General features: G+C 68.4%; 14 protein-coding genes. 6 read left to right on the top strand and 8 right to left on the bottom strand.

From position 1 onward, the window contains the following. The first annotated feature begins 202 nt into the window (after nt 1-202). From ACWESM_RS23460 to ACWESM_RS23440, 5 genes are all read left to right on the top strand, one after another. Complete coding sequence (locus tag ACWESM_RS23460; RefSeq protein WP_355072241.1) at nt 203-790, top strand: ATP-dependent Clp protease proteolytic subunit; 588 nt, start codon at nt 203-205, stop codon at nt 788-790. Between the two features lie 70 nt (nt 791-860). Next, entirely contained in the window at nt 861-1529 is a 669-nt protein-coding gene (locus tag ACWESM_RS23455) for an ATP-dependent Clp protease proteolytic subunit (protein WP_355072243.1), read from the top strand. 430 nt (nt 1530-1959) lie between these two features. Further along, on the top strand, nt 1960-3240 hold the full coding sequence (clpX, locus tag ACWESM_RS23450; RefSeq protein WP_195131826.1) for an ATP-dependent Clp protease ATP-binding subunit ClpX: 1281 nt from the start codon (nt 1960-1962) through the stop codon (nt 3238-3240). A gap of 149 nt (nt 3241-3389) precedes the next feature. Beyond that, complete coding sequence (locus ACWESM_RS23445; RefSeq protein ID WP_364431915.1) at nt 3390-3800, top strand: STAS domain-containing protein; 411 nt, start codon at nt 3390-3392, stop codon at nt 3798-3800. A 27-nt stretch (nt 3801-3827) separates the two neighbouring features. Then, entirely contained in the window at nt 3828-4094 is a 267-nt protein-coding gene (locus tag ACWESM_RS23440) for a ribosomal protein L7/L12 (RefSeq protein ID WP_355072247.1), read from the top strand. A gap of 99 nt (nt 4095-4193) precedes the next feature. On the opposite strand, the gene ACWESM_RS23435 is transcribed toward ACWESM_RS23440, so the two are convergent. The 4 genes from ACWESM_RS23435 to ACWESM_RS23420 form a co-directional block, all read right to left on the bottom strand. Beyond that, nucleotides 4194-5075 carry a hypothetical protein gene (locus ACWESM_RS23435; protein WP_364431919.1) on the bottom strand — a complete coding sequence of 294 codons (882 nt, stop codon included), beginning with the start codon at nt 5073-5075 and terminating at the stop codon, nt 4194-4196. 218 nt (nt 5076-5293) lie between these two features. Beyond that, nucleotides 5294-5863 carry a carboxymuconolactone decarboxylase family protein gene (locus tag ACWESM_RS23430; RefSeq protein ID WP_355072251.1) on the bottom strand — a complete coding sequence of 190 codons (570 nt, stop codon included), beginning with the start codon at nt 5861-5863 and terminating at the stop codon, nt 5294-5296. Nucleotides 5864-5971: 108 nt separating this feature from the next. Then, a complete protein-coding gene (locus tag ACWESM_RS23425; RefSeq protein WP_356966518.1) occupies nt 5972-6349 on the bottom strand; it encodes a nuclear transport factor 2 family protein in 378 nt (125 codons plus the stop codon). Between the two features lie 39 nt (nt 6350-6388). Continuing rightward, entirely contained in the window at nt 6389-7183 is a 795-nt protein-coding gene (locus ACWESM_RS23420) for an AraC family transcriptional regulator (protein WP_355072255.1), read from the bottom strand. Between the two features lie 484 nt (nt 7184-7667). Between ACWESM_RS23420 and mihF the strand changes: the two genes are divergently transcribed. Then, the gene (gene mihF, locus ACWESM_RS23415) at nt 7668-7982 is read left to right on the top strand and encodes an integration host factor, actinobacterial type (RefSeq protein ID WP_039796616.1); all 315 of its coding nucleotides are present in this window, start codon (nt 7668-7670) and stop codon (nt 7980-7982) included. 104 nt (nt 7983-8086) lie between these two features. Here mihF and ACWESM_RS23410 read toward each other — a convergent pair whose 3' ends face one another. The 4 genes from ACWESM_RS23410 to ACWESM_RS23395 form a co-directional block, all read right to left on the bottom strand. Further along, nucleotides 8087-8626: a hypothetical protein gene (locus ACWESM_RS23410; protein WP_412806626.1), complete on the bottom strand. Its 540-nt coding sequence runs from the start codon at nt 8624-8626 to the stop codon at nt 8087-8089. Between the two features lie 80 nt (nt 8627-8706). After that, a complete protein-coding gene (fdhD, locus tag ACWESM_RS23405; RefSeq protein ID WP_355072260.1) occupies nt 8707-9546 on the bottom strand; it encodes a formate dehydrogenase accessory sulfurtransferase FdhD in 840 nt (279 codons plus the stop codon). A gap of 49 nt (nt 9547-9595) precedes the next feature. Continuing rightward, nucleotides 9596-11893 carry an FdhF/YdeP family oxidoreductase gene (locus tag ACWESM_RS23400; protein WP_412806628.1) on the bottom strand — a complete coding sequence of 766 codons (2298 nt, stop codon included), beginning with the start codon at nt 11891-11893 and terminating at the stop codon, nt 9596-9598. A gap of 402 nt (nt 11894-12295) precedes the next feature. After that, a complete protein-coding gene (locus ACWESM_RS23395; RefSeq protein WP_356966507.1) occupies nt 12296-13552 on the bottom strand; it encodes an FHA domain-containing protein in 1257 nt (418 codons plus the stop codon). Between the last annotated feature and the right edge of the window lie 77 nt (nt 13553-13629).

The following is a 13629-nucleotide window of genomic DNA, read 5'->3' as shown; positions in this document are numbered from 1 at the left end:
AGGTGCGCTGATTGCGCTGTGAGCGAAGAAAGGGCGGTACCGGGAGTTCGGTGCCGCCCTGCTTCGTTAATGTTTGTGACGACAAGTTGGATGGCCATGTCCGACCGGGTGCGGCATATCCAACCAGTGATGGCTATGTGGCAATCCGCAACGAGCCGGCGAGAGAAGGCAGGTATCCGTGACAATCAACCAGGCAGGGGTCATGACAACCGCGACTGCTGGTCTCAACCTCAGTGATTCGGTGTACGAGCGCCTGCTGCGTGAGCGCATCATCTTCCTCGGCACACAGGTCGACGACGACATCGCGAACAAGCTGTGCGCGCAGATCCTGCTGCTCTCGGCGGAGGATCCCACCAAGGACATCTCGCTCTACATCAACTCGCCGGGCGGCTCGGTGACCGCGGGCATGGCCATCTACGACACGATGCAGTTCGCCGAGTGCGACATCGCCACCTACGGCATGGGCCTGGCCGCGTCCATGGGGCAGTTCCTGCTCACCGCGGGCACCAAGGGCAAGCGCTACGCGCTGCCGCACGCGCGGATCATGATGCACCAGCCCTCGGCGGGGATCGGCGGCTCGGCGGCCGACATCGCGATCATGGCCGAGCAGTTCGCGCACACGAAGCGTGAGCTGAACGAACTGCAGGCGCAGCACACCGGCAAGTCGGTCGAGCAGGTCACCGCCGATGCCGACCGCGACCGCTGGTTCACCGCGGCCGAAGCCCTGGAATACGGCTTCATCGACCACGTGATCAGCCACGCGAATCAGGCCAACGGCGCCAAGAAGTAACGCACCGGATCACCCACAGGCCCCCGGACACCTCGAACGTCCGGCCGCCGCACCGACTTTGGAGACGAAGATGGCCAATTCGATCGACCCGCGCGCCGGCCTGTCCGGCATGGCACCGCAGAGCCCGCAGGCGCGCTACATCCTGCCGTCGTTCATCGAGCACTCGAGCTTCGGCGTCAAGGAGTCCAACCCGTACAACAAGCTGTTCGAAGAGCGCATCATCTTCCTCGGCGTGCAGGTGGACGACGCCTCGGCGAACGACATCATGGCGCAGCTGCTGGTGCTGGAGTCGCTGGACCCCGACCGCGACATCACCATGTACATCAACTCGCCGGGTGGCTCGTTCACCTCGCTGATGGCCATCTACGACACCATGCAGTACGTGCGCGCCGACGTCGCCACCGTCTGCCTGGGCCAGGCCGCCTCGGCCGCCGCCGTGCTGCTGGCCGCGGGCACGCCGGGCAAGCGCGCCTGCTTGCCCAACGCGCGCGTGCTGATCCACCAGCCCTCGCTGGAGGGCGGCATCCAGGGCCAGGTGTCGGATCTGGAGATCCAGGCCGCCGAGATCGAGCGCATGCGTCGCCTGATGGAGAGCACGCTCGCGCGGCACACCGGCAAGGACGCCGACACCATCCGCAAGGACACCGACCGCGACAAGATCCTGACGGCCGAGGAGGCCAAGGAGTACGGGATCATCGACACGGTGTTCGACTACCGGAAGCTGAGCGCGCAGAAATAAGGCGCGAATCGTCGTTTCCGGCCGGGGCCGGGACGGCGGGGGCGAATTGCCGATCCCGGGGCTGTTCGCTCTAAATTGCTTTGTGACAGGGAATTCCGGCCGGGAAGTACGCAATGGGGCATACCGCCCGGCCGGGCCGCCCTCGCGCCGCCGCGGTTCGAGAATTTGTTCGAACCGACGGCGCCGCGCGGCGGGCGGTGCGGAGGTATGGCTCGTGACGACTCGCACAACCCGCGCGAGAAACATGCGCGAGTTGTCGACCTCCATCCCGAACACCGGGTACGGTCAACCTAGGGACCTTTGCTCCCGGTTGACGGCACTGCCCCACCGGCCACGAAATCAGCCGATGCGTTTGCGGCTGCGAAAGTGGTGGACAGCTGGCAACCTGGACGGACGGTTGCACGCGGACAAGGAAGTAGGGACCCACGAGATGGCGCGCATCGGAGATGGCGGCGATCTGCTGAAGTGCTCGTTCTGCGGAAAGAGCCAGAAGCAGGTCAAGAAGCTCATTGCGGGACCAGGGGTGTACATCTGCGACGAGTGCATCGATCTCTGCAACGAGATCATCGAGGAGGAACTCGCCGAGTCCAGCGAGGTCAAGCTCGATGAGCTGCCCAAGCCCGCCGAGATCCGGGATTTCCTGGAAAACTACGTGATCGGCCAGGACACCGCCAAGCGCACTCTCGCGGTGGCCGTCTACAACCACTACAAGCGCATCCAGGCCGGTGACAAGGGGCGGGACAGCCGCGGCGAGACCGTCGAGCTGGCCAAGTCCAACATCCTGATGCTCGGTCCCACCGGTTGCGGCAAGACCTACCTCGCCCAGACCCTGGCGAAGATGCTGAACGTCCCGTTCGCCATCGCCGACGCCACCGCGCTGACCGAGGCCGGGTACGTCGGCGAGGACGTCGAGAACATCCTGCTGAAGCTGATCCAGGCGGCCGACTACGACGTCAAGCGCGCCGAGACCGGCATCATCTACATCGACGAGGTCGACAAGATCGCCCGCAAGAGCGAGAACCCGTCGATCACCCGTGACGTGTCCGGCGAGGGCGTGCAGCAGGCCCTGCTGAAGATCCTGGAGGGCACTCAGGCGAGCGTGCCGCCGCAGGGCGGGCGCAAGCACCCGCACCAGGAGTTCATCCAGATCGACACCACCAACGTGCTGTTCATCGTGGCGGGCGCCTTCGCCGGTCTGGAGAAGATCATCTCCGACCGCACCGGCCACCGCGGCATCGGTTTCGGCGCCGAGGTGCGGTCGAAGGCCGAGATCGACACCACCGATCACTTCGCGGAGGTCATGCCAGAGGACTTGATCAAGTTCGGCCTGATCCCGGAGTTCATCGGCCGCCTGCCCGTGGTCGCGTCGGTGACGAACCTGGACAAGGAATCGCTGGTCAAGATCCTCTCCGAACCGAAGAACGCGCTGGTCAAGCAGTACGTCCGGCTGTTCGAGATGGACGGGGTCGACCTCGAGTTCACCGACGACGCGCTGGAGGCGGTCGCCGACCAGGCGATTCTGCGCGGCACCGGCGCGCGTGGCCTGCGGGCGATCATGGAGGAAGTCCTGCAGCCCGCGATGTACGACATCCCCAGCCGCGACGACGTCGCCAAGGTCGTCGTCAACGCGGATACGGTCAACGACAACGTCCTGCCCACCATCGTGCCGCGCAAGGCGCAGCGGCCGGAGCGCCGGGAGAAGTCGGCGTAATTCGGGTGTGGCGACCCGTCGCGGGGGGTACTCCTCGGTGAGGGTTGAGCAGACAGCCTAGTTCCGGCGTTTTTCTCCGGGGCGCATCATTGAACCCGCGAGCAAGCCCGTTTCCGAGATTGCTCGCGGGCGACTGGACCGAGGTCCTCATGTCGACAGGCTTGGCCAACCCCACGTACGTTCTCACCGCCGCTCGCAATGCCGATCACCCCGCCGAGCGGCTCAAGATTTCGGTCACAGTGCCGAGCGACTCGGTCACGCTGTGCGCGCTCGCGGGCGAAGTCGATCATTACACCGTCGAAGTGTTTCGACGCAGGCTGATCGGCTCGCTGGGCACGGCGGCGCCTTTGGTGGTCGTAGATCTGTCGAAGATCACGTTTTTCGGCGTCGCCGGGTTGCACGTCCTGGTCGACGCGCGGTCCATGCTGGCCCAGACCGGCCGTAGGATGCGCCTGGTGACCGGACCCCGGTGTGTGGACCGGCTGCTGGAGCTGGCGGGAGATCTGGCGCGCTTCGAGACGATGTCGAGTCTCGCCGACGCCGTGCTCGACGCGGCCTGACGCGGCCGGGGTCGATACCATCGGGGCATGTTCGCCAACCGGCGCTTGGAGCGCAAGGTCGACGCCCTGCACGCCAAGCTCGACCTGATCATGACCCATCTGGGCATCGAGGCGCAGGCAGCGGCCGTGCCGCCGCGTGCCGTGCCGGCGGTCCCGCGCGGCGACGGCATGGCCGAGATCGATGCGCTTCTGGCGCAGGGCAAGAAGATTCACGCGATCAAGCGGTATCGCGAACTCACCGGGTGCGGCCTGAAAGAGGCCAAGGAAGCGGTCGAACGCCGGTATCCGTACTGATCACCGGGGCGCGAGCACAGGGCCCGACGGCTCGCGCGCCGACGCGGAAGTAGAGCGGGCATTCTTCGACGACTTGCCCCGCACCGCAGGCTGATAGGTCTAGCTGTGTGCGCCCTGCACCACGGGGGTGTGCAGATCCACTGGGAAGTCGGCGTCCGCGCTGGACAGGCTGTCCGCCGCGGAGCGTTCCGGCAAGGGGTCGCGCCCGGTCGGGTCGGGCAAGCTCCGCACCTGCTCGGTGGCATAGCCGATCGCGCGTCCGTATCGCGCGCTCGCGGCATCGTGGATGAGCAGGGCGACGCCGATCATCACCGGGGCGACACCGTGCACGGCGGCGTCGAACCATCGCCCGGCGCTCACGTATGGGTAGGTGTTCAGTCCGACGGTGAGCGCGAGCAGGGCCATTTCCGCCGCCGCCACTTGGCTCCGGTTGTCCAGCACGCCCCATTCGGTGACCTTGTTCGTGCCGATCATGATGATGATCAGCGACACGCTGATCATCGCCTCGAGCAGGTAGCTGAACCAGTACAGTGGATCGTCCGGGCCACCTGGGGCGATGTTGTGCTGAACGTTGACCGCCGACCACAGCATTCCGGCGGCGACCACGCCGGCCAGCGCGCCGAGCGACCAGGAGCGGTGCCGGTACAGCGACGCCAACCTGGCGTGCGGGCTGGACGCGCGCCGCTGCGCGGCAATCGCCTTGCGCGCCAAAAGCAGGTCCCTGATCTCGGCCTTCTCGATGGCCTCCGCGGTGTGCCGCGCCCGGTCGGAGGCCGCGGCGCCCGCCTCGGCGTGCTTCCAGCGCTGTTCGCGGTCCTGGGTCCGGATCCGTTCGGCCAGTTCGCGTTCAGCGAGCAGTTCCTCCTCCGACAGCGCGCCGGTCAGAGCCGGGTCGAACTGGTAGGCGAGACGGCCGCGGGCCTTCTCGACTCGTCTCGCCAGCCGTGCGACGTCGTCGTCCGGGGTCTGTTCGTCGAGCATGCGGCTCCAAACGGTCGGGCGGAGGGGAACTCGAGAAACCGAAGACGCCGTTACCCCGCACCGAAACTCGCGAAGGTAGCCCGCCGGCCGCGGCACGGCCAGGCGACGTCAACACCTCTTATTCTTAGTGCATTCCGGGCCGTAACGACAGCCCCGGGTGAACGCGGCGCCGAAGTACCAGGTCGGATCGCACCATTCCCGCAGCGCCGCGGCCCTTTTCACGACCAGGGCACCCGGCACGAATCGGTGCTGAAACCCTGCGCCGTGATCCCGAGCGCCGAATTGAACCGGGCGCGTGAGTTTTCCAGCGCGATCTGATAGCTGAGCTCCACCACACCCGCTCGGCCGAAGCGCCGCTCCAGGTCGGCGACCTGTTCGTCGGTGACCGTGGTCGGCGTTGCGGTCATCGCGTCGGCGTAGGCGATGGCGGCGCGCTCGTCGTCGGAGTACAGCGGCGAGGTCGCGTAGTCGGCGATGTGTTCCAGCCGCGCGACGTCCAGCTCGCCCAGGCGCATGAGCATGGCTCCGAAGTCGACGCACCACGAACAGCCGATCGTCCACGCCGTGCGATACACCGCGATCTCGCGGATGACGGCGGGCAGGGCGGTGCTGGCCTTGCCGACCATGGTCTCGTGGACCGCGCTGGCCCTCAGCAATTTCGGATGGTTGGCGGTGACGGCGAAGGGCTCCGGCACTTCGCGGAAGCGGCGCTTGGCCAGCCGGTAGAGCAGCTTGGTCGTCGGTCCCGCGTGTTGCGGGGTGACGGCGGCGATACGGGTGGCGCTCATGTCGATCTCCTTCGATCAGCGGATGTGGTTCCTACTTCTCGGACGAGAGACCGTGCCGGAATGTGATGGGGCCGCGATGTGACCTGGCGCACCCGGCCGCCGCGCGCGCTACTCGGGCTCGACCCGCATGTCCTCCTGGCTCCAGTAGGCGCGCATCCCGGTGATCCGGCCTTCTTCGTCGAACTCCATCACATCGATCGGTGACAGGACGAAGCGCTGTCCGCCGACCTTGGTGACGATGGTGAATGGGAACGCGGCCTGATTGCCCGCGATTCTCACGTCCTCCGGCCGCAGCTCGGTCTCCCGATCCAGTGCGGCGATCACCTCGTAGAACTCGCGGATGGCCTCGTGGCCGCGCTTGGGTGGAGTGCCGACGGGGTCCTCCACGATCGCGTCGGGCGCGTACAGGGCGACGATGTCCTCGGTCGGCCCCGAGCCGACCAGCTTGACGTATTGCTCCACCACGTCGCGAATCTGTTTGGCCATCGAGTCTCCTCCGAAATGAAACGTGTTCTAATTTGTAGCCTAGCGCGTTCGGACGCCCGATTCGATCCCTTCCGCTTCGTCCAGCACGACGATCCGTACTCCGGTGGCGAGCAGTGTGGTGGCCGACAAGCCGAACAGGGTGCGGAAAGCGTCGCTGAAGTGTGAGGGGCTGGCGAAGCCCGCGTCGGCCGACGCGGCGGTGAGGTTCGCGCCCTCGGCGAGCGCGCGGCCGACGCCGAGCATCCTGGCCCACAGCCGGTACCGCCGGAACGAGGTGCCCGCCTGGGCGGCGAACAGATGCAGGAAGCGCGACTCCGACAGGTGCGCGGCCGCGGCGAACCGGGCGGCGGTGAACTCCCGCGCGGGATGGGCGAGGAGGGTCGCCATCGCCTCGGCTACCCGGTCGTCCGGCGTGGGGACCGGCCCGGCGCCGATGAGTTCGGCCAGCGAGCGCGGATCGGGGCACGTGCCGCTCGCAGCCGTGGCGAGCGCGGCTTCCGCCCGATGGCCGAGTCCGAATTCAGCGTGCCACCGGATCATCCGATCCCGGCAGGCTCGGGCGCCCCGCGACCCCGGATCCAGATAACAGAACATCATCTGGTCGCCGCCCGCGACGACGCGGTGCACCCGGCGCGGCGGGATCAGCGCGCTGCGCACGGTGTGCGTGACGGCATCGGTCGCGAGTGTGAACGGCGCGTCCAACCCAACGGCCAGACAGTTCACGGCGGTGGAATGCGCGTCCGGACGCAGGGACGGTCCGCGATAGATCGCCTGCCCAGGCCATAGCCACAGAATCGCGGACGCAGTCGTCCCCGGCGGAGTGCTCGGCTCCATGCCGTCATGCTGTCACGGGCCGTGCGAACCGCGATATTTTCTGTTGTCCGGGGTGAAGGCTCCGCTCGGTGTGACCCGAGCGGGCCCGGGGGATCGCCGTTGATCCCCCTTGGTTCGCCGTTGAACCAGACCCGCGTTCGGTATTTGCTGACTCTGTCGGTAACGGCTCATCCCGCGTTACCGTGCGGCGACGGCCGCTTCGGAGTAGTCGCCGTCCCGGCGCACCGCTTCTGCTCGGGGTTCTCGGTACGTGTCGTCCGACGCGACGATCCGTGCGAGGGACAACTCCGTGACGTGGTGTTCCTTTCGTCCTATTCGTCTGTAGCCCGTCGGCCGTCCACTGATTCCGACGGCGCGAACCGGGGAAATTCATCGTCATTTCCGCAGTTCGTGCCCGGTGTGTCGAGCTTGCGCTCCCGGTGCCGTGCTGTTTACTCGGTCCGGTCAACCAGATGTTCGAGTGACGAGTGGAAGCGGAGGAGACATGGCACTGCCTACCATGACCGCAGAGCAGCGCACCGAGGCCTTGGCCAAGGCGGCTGCGGTCCGCAAGGCACGCTCCGAACTGATCGGCAAGGTGAAGGCGGGCAAGGTTTCGGTCGCGGATCTGCTGAAGAAGGCAGACTCCGACGAGCTGGTGAAGAAGACCAAGGTGGCCGCGGTGATCAAGGCCCTGCCCGGTGTCGGGCCGGTGAAGGCCGCGAAGTTGATGGACCAGGCGGAGATCCCGGAGGATCGCCGGATCGGCGGGCTCGGTGCGCGTCAGCGCGCGGCACTGCTCGAAGCGCTGAAGGACTGACGGTCGGGGAATTCGCCAAGTCGCGGCGTCATCCGCGGATCCACCGGATCACGCCCGTGGTGATCTCCCACGGGCGTCCCGGACTCTGCTGCCGGGTTCGCCGATCAGCGGACGGCGCGCGGACGGCGGCGCGGGAAACGCAGCGTCACCGGTTGCGGGTCCGAGAGGGGCAACTCGCCTCGCGGCGGCAGGAAGAGGCAGGCCGCTCCGCCGATCACGAGCAGCAACGCCGCGATCAGGCTGGCCGTGAAGCTCGCCGCGCCCATGTCCGCGGGCTTGTGGAAGAGGTGGTAAAGGGAATGGGGGACACCGAAGGTGAGCCAGCCGACGCCCGCGATCCGGGCCGCCGTGGTTCGGTTGACCACGAGCGCCGCGATCGTCACCGCTGTCAGCGCCAGGAAGAAGGCACCCACGTCGGCCGCCAGATGGTGGTTGTAAGGGCCGTCCGCCGCCACCCACTTGGCGCCGAACCCCGGAAAACTGGTGTACCAGGAATGCGGCGCGAACGTGGCCCAAAGGCCGACGATCGCTCCTTGTACCGCCAAGACGGCCAGCACGATCCGCGTCAGCAGCAGGCGGCGGTACTGCTCGAACCGCATCCGCACCCGCAGGCCCTCGGAGTTCCCCTCCACCGATATCCGCATCGGCCGCTCCGTTCTCGCCGAATCCGTTCCGGCTCCGTGCAGTCACGGTAGAACGGGCGTCCGGCGCGGGCAATAGTGAGTCAGGCCAACAACGAGTCGGCGCCCGGATCGGTGCGCAGCCGCTCGGGGACGGTGTAGACGTTCATCGTGTCGCCGCGGAGGAAGCCGATCAGACTCAGTCCGGCGTCGGCAGCGAGATCGACGGCCAGCGAACTCGGCGCCGAGACCGCGCCGAGCATCGGGATTCCGCCCATGACGGCTTTCTGCACCAGTTCGAACGACGCGCGCCCGCTCACGATCAGCACCAGATCATGGGCGGGCACCCTGGATTCGCGCAGTGCCCAGCCGATCACCTTGTCCACCGCGTTGTGCCTGCCGATGTCCTCGCGCACCGCCAGCGCTTGCCCGTCGGTGGTGAACAGGCCCGCCGCATGCAAGCCGCCGGTGGCTTCGAACACCGATTGGCGGTCACGCAGCATGCCGGGCATCGCGGCCAGTACCCGGGTGTCCACCACCGGGCCTGCGGCGGGCAGAGGGAATCGGGTGCGCTTGCGGACCTCGTCCAGGGCGGTCTTTCCGCACAGTCCGCAGGCTCCGGTGGTGAGGAACGAGCGGGTCGACACCGGCACGGGGGTGCGCAGGGTGACGTCGAGGACGTTATACGTGTTGCGGCCCTGGTCGTCGGTGCCCGCGCAGTAGCGGGCCGCCACGATGTCCTCGGCGGAACCGATGACGTCTTCGCTCAGCAGGAATCCGTGCACCAGGTCGATGTCGTTGCCGGGGGTGCGCATGGTGACCGTCAGCGACTGCCCGTCGATGCGGATCTCGAGCGGTTCTTCGACGGCCAAGGTGTCCGGGCGCTGGATCTGCCCGCTGGGCGAGATCCGGCGCATCCGGCGGCGAGCGGTGACGCGGCTCATGCCGTGTTCCCTTCGGCGCGAGCACTGTCCTGCGGCCGGACCCGGCTGGTCATGCCTTGCTCGCCTCGAAACGAATGGTGACCGCTTTGGAGACTGGCGTGTTCGATCGTTTCGCGACGTGGTCCAGTGGCACCAGGGGATTGGTCTCGGGGTAGTAGGCGGCGGCGTTGCCGCGCGGTGTGGGGTAGGAGACCAGGCGGAAGCCTTCGACGCGGCGCTCGGTGCCGTCGGTCCACTCGGAGACGATGTCGACCAGATCGCCGTCGCGGAAACCGAACGCGGTGATGTCCTCGGGGTGGACCAGCACCACTTTGCGGCCGTTGTGGATGCCGCGGTAGCGGTCGTCCAGGCCGTAGATGGTGGTGTTGTACTGGTCGTGACTGCGCAGGGTTTGCAGGATCAGTCTGCCCGCGGGGACCGGCAGCCAGGTCAGCTCGTTGACCGCGAAGTTGGCCTTGCCGGTGGCGGTGCGGAATTCGCGGGCGTCGCGCGGCGGATGCGGTAGCTGGAAGCCGCCCCGGCCGCGAACTTTCGCGTTGTAGTCGGCGCAGCCGGGCACGACGCGGGCGATGGCGTCGCGGATGCTGTCGTAGTCACGGGCGAAGCGCGCCCACGGCACCGGGTGGTCGGGGCCAAGGACTGCCCGGGCGAGTTCGCAGACGATGGCGACTTCACTGCGCAGCTGGTCGCTGACCGGCCGCAACCGTCCGGTGGACAGGTGCACCATCGACATCGAGTCCTCCACGGAGACTTGATTCTTGGCGCCGTCCGGGGCCAGGTCGAGGTCGGTGCGCCCGAGCGTCGGCAGGATGAGCGCGGTACGGCCGTGCACGACGTGGCTGCGGTTGAGTTTGGTGGAGACCTGCACGGTGAGCGCGCAGTCGCGCAGCGCGGCTTCGGTCACGGCGGTGTCGGGGGTGGCGGAGACGAAGTTGCCGCCCATGCCGATGAATACTTTCGCCTGTCCGTCGCGCATGGCGCGGATGGCGGCGACGGTGTCGAGGCCGTGCTCGCGCGGGCTGCTGATGCCGAATTCGCGGTCGAGGGCGTCGAGGAAGGTGTCGGGCATCTTCTCCCAGATGCCCATGGTGCGGTCGCCCTGCACATTCGAGTGACCGCGCACGGGGCACACACCCGCGCCCGGTTTGCCGATCATGCCGCGCAACAGCAGCAGATTGGTGGCCTCCTCGATGGTGGCCACCGCATGGGCCTGCTGGGTCAGGCCCATGGCCCAGCACAGGATGATGTTGCGCGAGCGGGCGAACAGCTCGGCGGTGTGCTCGAGTTCGGCCGCGGTGAGACCCGTCGCTTCCAGTACGGTGTCGAGATCGACCGTGCGCGCGTGCTTTTCGTATTCGGCGTAGCCCGCGCAGTGGGCGTCGACGAACGCCCGGTCGACCACCGTGCCCGGTGCGCGGTCCTCCGCTTCCAGCAGCAGGCGGCCGAGCGCCTGGAACAGGGCCAGGTCACCGCCGAGGCGGATCTGCAGGAAGTCGTCGGCGATCGGCACGCCGGTGGTGACGCCCTTGATCGTCTGCGGGTCGCGGAAGCCGAGCAGCCCGGTCTCGGGCAGGGGGTTCACCGCGACGATCCGGGTGCCGTTCGCCTTGGCCGCGGCCAGCGCGCTGAGCATCCGGGGATGATTGGTGCCCGGATTCTGTCCCGCGACGATGATCAGGTCGGCCTTGGCGAAGTCGTCGATGGAGACCGAGCCCTTGCCGATCCCGATCGAGCTCGACAGCGCCGCGCCGGAGGACTCGTGGCACATGTTGGAGCAGTCCGGCAGATTGTTGGTGCCGTAGCTGCGCACCAGCAGCTGATACAAGAACGCGGTCTCGTTGCTGGTGCGGCCGGAGGTGTAGAACACCGCCTCGTCCGGGGAGTCCAGCCCGCGTAGCGTGTCGGCGATCAAACGGTAGGCGTCGTCCCAGGCGATCGGCCGGTAGTGGGTGTCTCCGGGACGCAGCACCATCGGGTGGGTCAGCCTGCCCTGCTGCCCGAGCCAATAGCCGGATTTGTCGCTCAGGTCCGCCACCGAGTGGGTGGCGAAGAACTCGGGAGTCACCGTGCGCAGCGTGGCTTCCTCGGCGACGGCCTTCGCGCCGTTCTCGCAGAACTCGGCGGGCCTGCGATGGCCGCTCGGCTCCGGCCAGGCGCAGCCCGGGCAGTCGAAGCCGTGCACCTGATTGACCCGGGCCAGGGTGCGCGCCGTGCGGATGACGCCCATCTCCTCGATCGAGCGTTTCAACGCCACCGCCACGGCGGTGACGCCCGCGGCCTGCTCTTCGGGCGGGGTCACCGTCAGCTCGGACTCGTCGATGTCGCGGCTCGGTCCGTTTCGGTGCATGTCGCCATTGTGCTCCCCGCGCGATCCGGGCTCGACTCGACCGGTTGATCGGCCGTCCCCGGCGCGAGGCCGGTGAGCCGGGCGCGAAGCCGTCCGGTACACGGCCATGGTGCGGCCTGGCCTCGGCCGTGCGAGGGGCCGACCCGGAGCCCGGTTCCGCGAGCGCGGCGGCTCGGCGAGCCGTTCACGCTGTGCGGCGCCCTGGTGCGAGGCAGCCGCGAGCGCCCAGCGTCATGACATGCTCGAACGGAGTCCACCTCGCACTGCGGCTCGGTGGTCGGCGCCGGTCCGGGTGCCCGATGCCGTGCGTGTGCGGGCGCGGCGACGCTGTTCGAGTACGCGGGCGCCGGTGCTGGCAGGCGAACTCGTCACCGCGGCCACTTTGCCAGGCGCCCTCGGCGGCTACGAACGGCGGCGCGCTCCCGCGATATCCGCCGTGCCCGTGCGCTGCTCGTCGCCTCGGTAGGTGAGGACCCGCTCGCTGATGCGGACCCGCCAGCCGGGCGGGAGCTCGGTCGGGGACGTGCTGATCCTGGTCCACTGGTCGGTGCCGGGACCGGCGATGAAGGTGCCGGAGGTAGCGGCGGCGTCCCGGATGTACACCTTGCCGCCGTCCACCGACACATAGGCGTGGACCCGCGAGACATGGCGATCGCGCTGGATGACGATCGGAGTGGCGGCGGCGGTGCGGACCGCCTCGTCCACCTGCGGTCCGCGCCCGATGACGTAGGCGCGGTCCAACGGGTAGGCCGCCCCCTCTTCGGTGACCAGCGCACCGACGGCGTCTCCGGACAGTGCCGCCGGGCTCATGGCTCGCGTTCCGCCGTTCTCGGGCGCTTTGCGCAGGGCGACCGGTTCGCGCGCGGGCTGCACCTGGGACCACGCCGGCGGTCGGTCCGGGACCGGCCGGGGCGGACGCGGTTTGGCGAAGGGGCGGACCGACTCGTTCGGCCTGGGTGTCGCTGGTGCGAGGGCGTCGGCGGCGCTGGTCTGCCGAGGGATCGGCGTTGCCTGTGCGGCGGCGTCGGACGCGCCGGTCGGTCGCGGAGCGGGCGATGCTTGCGCGACGGCGTCGGACGCGCCGGTCGGTTCCGGCATCGCCGCGAAACCGGCCGCCGCCGTCGCCTCGGGCTCGGCCTGTGCGGAAGGCTCGGACGTGCGTGGTTCGGCGGCTTTTCCGGTGCGTCGTACCGCGGCGTGCAGCACGAAGCCGCCGCCGGGGACCACGCCGGCGCGCAGGTCGGTGCGGGGCAAGGCGGTCGGCGGCTCGCCGGTGTCCGCGCCGATCGTGATGCGGCGCACCGGTTCGCGCACGATCTCGTCCACCCAAGTGAACGCACGCCCGCCGTCGAGGCGGCGGGTGCCCTCGGCGCCTTGGATCTCCGCGGTGACCGGTCCGCGCAACAGGATCAGCACGCCGTCCGCGGTGGGGGCGACCACACCGAACGGCGGCGGTTGGACGGTGCTGCCGAAGATCACCGCGGCCAAGCGTTGCGCCAGCGCGGCGCCGGGATGCTCGCCTTCGGCCACGGCTTCGATGGTGCCGAGTATTCGGTCCGTGGAGGTCGTTTCGGCCCCGAGGTAGGCGACGACCGCACCGAAACGGGCGACGAGTCCGTCGCCCGGTGCGACACCCACGGTGGACGGTTTTCTGCGCACCCGCGCCCTCCTTCCCGGCGCACTACCGGCATACCGAAGCCAGCATAGAGCGTCGGCGACAACCGAACCGGGGTCTG

This window comes from Nocardia sp. NPDC003999 (genome assembly GCF_053604885.1).
Note: the sequence above shows the minus strand (reverse complement) of the source record. Positions and strands in the feature narration are given on the sequence as shown.

Coding starts and splice junctions, on each gene's coding strand:
- ACWESM_RS23400 (WP_412806628.1), bottom strand. CDS start 11,893: ATGCACCGAAACGGACCGAGCCGCGACATCGACGAGTCCGAGCTGACG.
- ACWESM_RS23410 (WP_412806626.1), bottom strand. CDS start 8,626: ATGCGGATATCGGTGGAGGGGAACTCCGAGGGCCTGCGGGTGCGGATG.
- mihF (WP_039796616.1), top strand. CDS start 7,668: ATGGCACTGCCTACCATGACCGCAGAGCAGCGCACCGAGGCCTTGGCC.
- ACWESM_RS23420 (WP_355072255.1), bottom strand. CDS start 7,183: ATGGAGCCGAGCACTCCGCCGGGGACGACTGCGTCCGCGATTCTGTGG.
- ACWESM_RS23435 (WP_364431919.1), bottom strand. CDS start 5,075: ATGCTCGACGAACAGACCCCGGACGACGACGTCGCACGGCTGGCGAGA.
- fdhD (WP_355072260.1), bottom strand. CDS start 9,546: ATGAGCCGCGTCACCGCTCGCCGCCGGATGCGCCGGATCTCGCCCAGC.
- ACWESM_RS23440 (WP_355072247.1), top strand. CDS start 3,828: ATGTTCGCCAACCGGCGCTTGGAGCGCAAGGTCGACGCCCTGCACGCC.
- ACWESM_RS23425 (WP_356966518.1), bottom strand. CDS start 6,349: ATGGCCAAACAGATTCGCGACGTGGTGGAGCAATACGTCAAGCTGGTC.
- clpX (WP_195131826.1), top strand. CDS start 1,960: ATGGCGCGCATCGGAGATGGCGGCGATCTGCTGAAGTGCTCGTTCTGC.
- ACWESM_RS23455 (WP_355072243.1), top strand. CDS start 861: ATGGCCAATTCGATCGACCCGCGCGCCGGCCTGTCCGGCATGGCACCG.
- ACWESM_RS23430 (WP_355072251.1), bottom strand. CDS start 5,863: ATGAGCGCCACCCGTATCGCCGCCGTCACCCCGCAACACGCGGGACCG.
- ACWESM_RS23445 (WP_364431915.1), top strand. CDS start 3,390: ATGTCGACAGGCTTGGCCAACCCCACGTACGTTCTCACCGCCGCTCGC.
- ACWESM_RS23460 (WP_355072241.1), top strand. CDS start 203: ATGACAACCGCGACTGCTGGTCTCAACCTCAGTGATTCGGTGTACGAG.